This is a genomic window from Okeania sp. SIO2F4 (assembly GCF_010672385.1).
Lineage (GTDB): Bacteria > Cyanobacteriota > Cyanobacteriia > Cyanobacteriales > Microcoleaceae > Trichodesmium.
Map to the genome: position 1 here is coordinate 1 of NZ_JAAHGT010000578.1, position 6190 is coordinate 6190.

General features: G+C 34.4%; 5 protein-coding genes. 4 read left to right on the forward strand and 1 reads right to left on the reverse strand.

Going from position 1 to position 6190, the window contains the following annotated elements:
- Window positions 1-794 precede the first annotated feature (794 nt).
- The 3 genes from F6K22_RS27890 to F6K22_RS27900 all read left to right on the forward strand — a co-directional run bounded on the left by F6K22_RS27890 (window position 795) and on the right by F6K22_RS27900 (window position 3689).
- Window positions 795-1367, forward strand: coding sequence for a DUF3727 domain-containing protein (locus F6K22_RS27890; RefSeq protein ID WP_293105601.1), 573 nt, complete (start codon window positions 795-797; stop codon window positions 1365-1367).
- A gap of 473 nt (window positions 1368-1840) precedes the next feature.
- Complete coding sequence (mltG, locus tag F6K22_RS27895; RefSeq protein ID WP_293105603.1) at window positions 1841-2929, forward strand: endolytic transglycosylase MltG; 1089 nt, start codon at window positions 1841-1843, stop codon at window positions 2927-2929.
- A gap of 232 nt (window positions 2930-3161) precedes the next feature.
- Window positions 3162-3689: a YqeG family HAD IIIA-type phosphatase gene (locus F6K22_RS27900; protein ID WP_293105606.1), complete on the forward strand. Its 528-nt coding sequence runs from the start codon at window positions 3162-3164 to the stop codon at window positions 3687-3689.
- A gap of 997 nt (window positions 3690-4686) precedes the next feature.
- Here the strand turns inward: F6K22_RS27900 and F6K22_RS27905 are convergent.
- The gene (locus F6K22_RS27905) at window positions 4687-5286 is read right to left on the reverse strand and encodes a glyoxalase-like domain protein (protein ID WP_293105610.1); all 600 of its coding nucleotides are present in this window, start codon (window positions 5284-5286) and stop codon (window positions 4687-4689) included.
- A gap of 695 nt (window positions 5287-5981) precedes the next feature.
- On the opposite strand from F6K22_RS27905, the gene F6K22_RS27910 reads away from it, so the two are divergent.
- The coding region (locus tag F6K22_RS27910; protein ID WP_293105613.1) for a gamma-glutamylcyclotransferase family protein at window positions 5982-6190 on the forward strand (209 nt) is incomplete at its 3' end.

Below are 6190 nucleotides of genomic sequence, written 5' to 3' on the forward strand. Positions count from 1 at the left end.
TAACTATATCCAAACGAACAAAAAAAAAAAAAATCCTTTTAGCCAATCCTATTCTTTATAAGAAGAGGTAATTATTAATTATTAATTATTTAAATTCCCTATCCAATCGACCAAGAGAAAAAAAATCCTTTTAGCCAATCCTATCCGTTATCAGAAGAGGTAATTATTAATTGTTAATTATTCATTATTAATTATTTAAATTCCCTTCAGACGTACTTGTAAATTTCCCCACCTACCTACTTAATATAGCGGCAATCATATTAATCAGGTACAGTATTTTTTCCTATTCCCTATTCCCTAAGATAAAAAACTTGTATATCTCACTAATTTTAGAATTACTATAGCAATCCTATTTTATTCCTGTCAAAAATCTTACTGCTTTTTAGGGAACAGGGAACACTTAACTCTTAACTGGTAATAGTTTCAGTTTTTTTATTTACTTTTTGATTACCCGCAACCTATGCGCGGATTGCTATATCTATAATAGATATGCAATTTAATTGTACATTTCCCAACCTGAAACGATCGTTAAAAATAACAATCTAATTTAATTATTGAATTAGTAAAAACTTTATAGTAGTAACTATAGATTAAAATATAATTTTTATAAATAATAGTTAATTGTTAAAATAGTGGAAAAAGATGTATTATATGGAGAGTATAATTCGGCAAAAGTCTTAAGTGTTGAAAGAAACACAAACTCGCACCCGGTATTTTTTAGACCCTTGATCAAGGAAAAGGGGTTCCCAACTACCGATTTTTTTTAGATGAACAAATAATCACCCATACCCAAAATGTTTTCATCCCCAGAATCACAAGAGAATGGACAATTTCAAGAAACCTATATCACCCTAACTGATGAGGCAGAGCGATCGCTACATTGTACCATAGAGTATTCTCTAGAGTTAAACGGTCGAGAGTATGTAATGTTACTACCATTAGACCTACCTGTAGAAATATTTACTTGGGGGCCAAAAGATGTAGAACAAGCAAGTATCCCTATAGATGACGAATCAGAAATTGACCAAATTTTTGATACGGCTAAAGTCGTACTCGAAGAACAAAACCTCATCCTGCAAAGAACGGCGATAACTTTAACTGTGACTGGGGAGTTACCAGAATGGGATGAAGAGGAACTAGATGAACTGGATGAAGATGACGAAGCAAGCGAATATTACGAAGAACTAGCAACTTTTTTGTATGAAGATCGGAAATACGCTATATATACACCATTAGATCCATTTTTGATTCCAGCTCGTAAAAGTGATAATGGAAAACTGGAGTTACTTTCAGAAGAAGAATTTAAGCAAATTCAGCCAATGGTTCAAGAAATGCTAGAAGATAAACTTTTCGATGGTATGGAATAAACCATTTGCAGCTTTTAACAAATTCGGGTCACTTCAGTTAACATTTATCAGCTATCAGTACCTCCTGTAATAGCTATGCTTTACTCATAAATCTTGAAACCCTTTTATGATAGGGAGATGGGGCGATGGGGGAATGGGGGGAGAAAGAGAGCCAAATTAAGGAAAAGCCTCTAATTAAATAGGTTTCAAATACGTTGACTCTCCCAAAATGTCTATTTAATGACAAATACATAACTTCTCCCTTTTGTCAATTTTTATCTTAAGTAAAGATGTGGGTAATGGATAGCTGTAATATGGAGACTTGAAATACAGAATTTTCTTTTTTTATACCCTTGAAGGGGGAGGTTTGATCGCTTATTTTCTAGTCATTGAGCCAAAGATTAGACTCAGTAATACTCTAGAATAATCCAAGTGATAATTTTTACTACACACTAACCTCAGAGCAATTTTGTTGCCAAATATTAACCAATCAAATGAAAAAAAGTATTAAACTAATTTCCAATCGTGCCCTGTTTTACTTGGCCATCCTACCTGTAAGTTGTGGTATTTTTGCTTGGCAGGGGTGGACTTGGTGGAGTTGGGTAAGTGGACCTGTAGCTTCAGCAACATCATCTACTCAGTCTTCAGAAGCAAATGCTGTTACCATAAAAATTCCAGTGGGAACTTATGGTCAACAAATAGGGGAAGATTTAGAAACTGCTGGTATAATTCGCTCTGCAACAGCTTGGAATTTATGGGTCAAATGGTTAAGTCTACAAAATCCCGATCTAGAGTTTAAAGCAGGAACTTATAATCTATCACCCACCGAACCACTTAGCGCGATCGCAGATAAAATCTTAGAGGGAGATGTGGTTAAACTCAGCTATGTCATTCGTGAAGGATGGTCAATTAAACAAATGGCTGAATATTTGGAAGCTGAAGGTTTTTTTCCTGCTGCTGATTTTATTGCTGCTACAAAAAATATTCCCTATGATAAGTTTCCATGGTTACCAAGTAATATACCTCATTTAGAGGGTTATCTATTCCCAGATACTTATAAAATAGTACCCGAGAATACTACTCCAGAAGCTATTATTAATCAAATGCTAGGACAGTTTGAGAAAATAGCCTTACCAGTTTATCAGAAAAACCCGAACAATACAACAAAATTGAGTCTCCATGAATGGGTAACTCTGGCAAGTATTGTAGAAAAGGAAGCTGTAGTTGCGGAAGAACGTGGTGTAATTTCAGGTGTATTTAATAATCGTTTGGAGAAGGGTATGAGGTTAGCAGCAGACCCAACGGTAGAATATGGTCTTGGTATCCGTCAAACAAAAGATAAGCCTCTTACTTATAGTCAGGTTGAAACTCCTTCTCCTTATAATACTTATATGAATACTGGCTTACCACCGACTGCTATTGCTAGTCCAGGTAAGGCAAGTTTAGAAGCTACTCTTAATCCAGAAGATACAGAATATTTGTATTTTATGGCTCGCTATGATGGTACTCATATTTTTAGTCGTACTGCTGCGGAACATGAGGCTGCTATTGCAGAGGTAGAGAGAATGTTATCATCTCAGTAATTGGTATCGCTACGCGGAATTGAAAAGTCAAAAGTATCGATAGATCTGGCTTTGAGTATTTTGTCAGTGATGAATTACTTTAATAAAGCTGGACTATCTAATTTTGTTGGGTTTGTTGTTTTTTTATAGGCAATAAAGTCAAAATTCGTAGCTTGTTGATAAATAATTTTGGACTATTTATACTTGGCTCGTTTTTGACTTTTAATTTCTTCGTTATAAATTTATTAAAATTATGTCTTGGGGTAAACTTTTACAGCCAGATTTAGTTCTGGGTGATTCAGTGTTAAGTCTAACATTGGAAATTATTAAAAAAAATCAAATTCAAGGTTTAGTGTTAGATGTGGATGAAACTCTTGTGTCAATTCGTGATAGCGACACTTCTCCTGAATTGAGTTTGTGGGTAGAAGAAATTAAAACTGTAGCAAGTTTATGGTTAGTTAGTAATAATCTCAGCGAATATAGAATAGGTCGAATTGCTGAAGCACTAAATATACCTTATATTGCTAGTGCTGGTAAACCTTCTCGTCGTAAGTTAAAAAAAGCTGTTGATGCGATGAATTTACCAGTAGAAAAAGTTGCTATGGTAGGCGATCGTTTGTTTACTGATGTTTTAGCAGGAAATCGTTTAGGAATGTTTACTATTCTTGTTGAACCTATATCTAATAATGGTTTAGAATTTCCTAATTATAAAGTTCGTTCTTTTGAAGTATGGGTATCTCAAGTATTAGGAGCTTCTTTAAATATGACTAATCATAGCTGAATTTCTGACAATAAAAATTATTTTGTAGCTGAAAATTACTTGCTTTTATTTAAGCATTCAGCGGTCAGTTATCAGTTATCAGTAATTAATAATACATATCTCTAGAAAATAAACTTCTCCTTTATTTAACATAAGCTAGAGTTGTAAAAGTTACTTACAAAATGATTTTTCGTACTTTTTTGCTAAAAATATCTTCTCTGTTGTTGCCTACTATGTGCAAAAAGTCTATATCTTTTTCACGCCTATGTCTAATGAATAATTCTGCTAGGGTTAAGGGATAGCTGTTCGGCGTTCAACAATTAATAATTAATAATTAATAATTAATAATTACCTCTTCTTATAAAAAAGAGGATTGACTAAAAGGATTTTTTTTCTTCTCAAGGGGAGATTGGATATGGCTAGGTTAGTAGTGCATCCCTTGACCGCTTTTTCTCTTGAAATAGAAGGCTTTATACCTTAATTTTTCGGTAACTTTTTATTCTCTCTCAATTTCTCAATTGCTTTTACCTCCTCCTCCGATCGAGAACTGTTAACGTAGTTCCTCCGCAGGAGGCTAGCTAATAGCTAACTGCTGAATGCTTACGATATTCATACTCCTAAAGTTATTCTAAAGAATAAGTGACAAATAATTGTGTCTTCGCCTATTCCCTAAGCTTTTGTGCATTTAAACGACTTATTGTTGTGTGCTTCATTCCCTGGAAAATTATTATTACTTCTAACTTCTAACTTCTCATACCAATTCCCATGCATTAATGCTATACTTTGGTGAGACTTCAGTTATTAAGTAATTAACACAGATATAATAATCTTTTTGTTAATTATTGGCAAGTTAATCTTAATTATTATTATGTTTACTTCTCGCTATCGGACGTTGCATACAACGTCCCTACCTCCGACCCTACTCAAGATACGGGTTGAAAAGTTTTTGAGAAATGGTATGACTTCTGACTTGCTAATACGCATTTTAAATGCGTATTAACTTATTCCCTATCAATATTTAATTCTTGACTTCTGCTATTTCTATGACTCGACTATTCCAGTCTTTAACCAATAAATTAAGAGGTTTTTCTGACCTAATTTTGTACTTAAGACCTCGCATTTGTACACGCATCAATATTTGTTCTAAACAGTCTTTATCAAAACAAACATGACGTTGGCGGTTTTTTGTACCAAGACTTGCTCCACTGATAATGTGTAGTTGCGTATTTTTCATTAATTGATACCACAAACCATCTGAAGGTGCTGTTGCTTGGTTAGTAGTGCTGGGTCTGGTATAATCATTTGATAGGTAGAGTGGATCTATACCAGTTGCTCCTAATGTTTGTTCATAATTATAGTAGTAATGTAAAGGCACTTCTGCTACTGGTAACTCTAGCATTCCTTCATATAATTGTTGGGCGATCGCCAAGTCGGAAACCATTATCGTATGAACTTTCGGGGCGCTGGTCAGAAACATCCACATAGCTACAGCATAAGCAGCTAATAGCATGACCATTATTCCCTGAGTAGAAAATAGACTATCAAGAGGCAATTCTGGTAAAAAAGCACTTAGAGGTAACTGGGGAAGCAAAAAAGCCATAACATTTACTACTGACATTATCTAAGATTCGGTCTAAATAATTAAATAATTACTATTGAATAAATTTAATTTCAGTTCAGACTTATAACTATACTATATTAGCAAATTTACTTTTGTTTAGACAGTGATGCTTAATCCAGTTTAGATCGAGAAAGTATAGTTATAATTTTTCTGGATAGGCTTTTGTCTGTTGTCTCCCTTCATCAATAACATCAGGAAATCTGATTTAGTTAAGTAGGTAGACAAAATCAAACCTACAGTAACTGTAGGAAGTAAATTTGCCAAAACCCCCAACGTTCTGTTCTGTACGTCGCTAAACCATCACCTATCCTACCTCCTTTTCAATATCAATATGAAATACAAAAAATTCTGCAAAGATACGAATCACTCCATCCCCCCATCTCCCTATCAATCTTTAAGTAGCAAACATTAACGTATTTCATATAACTTTATTTAGGGTTTGGGTTCAAAAGTCTGATGGTGATGATAGGGAACACTTAACTGGCAACAGGCAACAGTTTAGACTATCTGCTACGGCCAAATTTTCGGCCTTGTCAGGGGCAAATTTTAGCATTTTGAGACTACTTGAGCCAAAAACCAGGCACTTTTTCAATTGTGCAAAAACCATAGAAGCCATATCTAGCGCTGTCTAATTTCCCTACCTACTCCCTAAATTCAGGGTAATTGTATGTTTTTCTATTTAGAAGTCCCTTATGAGTTATCTTAGAGTATTTGTCTATGGTACTCTCAAACCAGGGGAGGTAAATTATCATTTCTATTGTGCTGAATATGTTGTGGAGTTTTTTCCCGCAGTGGCAAAAGGTGTGTTGTATGAACTACCTATTGGTTATCCAGCAATGACTAGAGGAGACAGCAATGTGCATGGATTTGTCTTATCATTCAAAAATCCAAAGATTTTGCA

Excerpts from the sequence above, each read along its gene's own strand:
- mltG (WP_293105603.1), top strand. The coding sequence starts at position 1,841 with ATGAAAAAAAGTATTAAACTAATTTCCAATCGTGCCCTGTTTTACTTG.
- F6K22_RS27890 (WP_293105601.1), top strand. The coding sequence starts at position 795 with ATGTTTTCATCCCCAGAATCACAAGAGAATGGACAATTTCAAGAAACC.
- F6K22_RS27905 (WP_293105610.1), bottom strand. The coding sequence starts at position 5,286 with ATGTCAGTAGTAAATGTTATGGCTTTTTTGCTTCCCCAGTTACCTCTA.
- F6K22_RS27900 (WP_293105606.1), top strand. The coding sequence starts at position 3,162 with ATGTCTTGGGGTAAACTTTTACAGCCAGATTTAGTTCTGGGTGATTCA.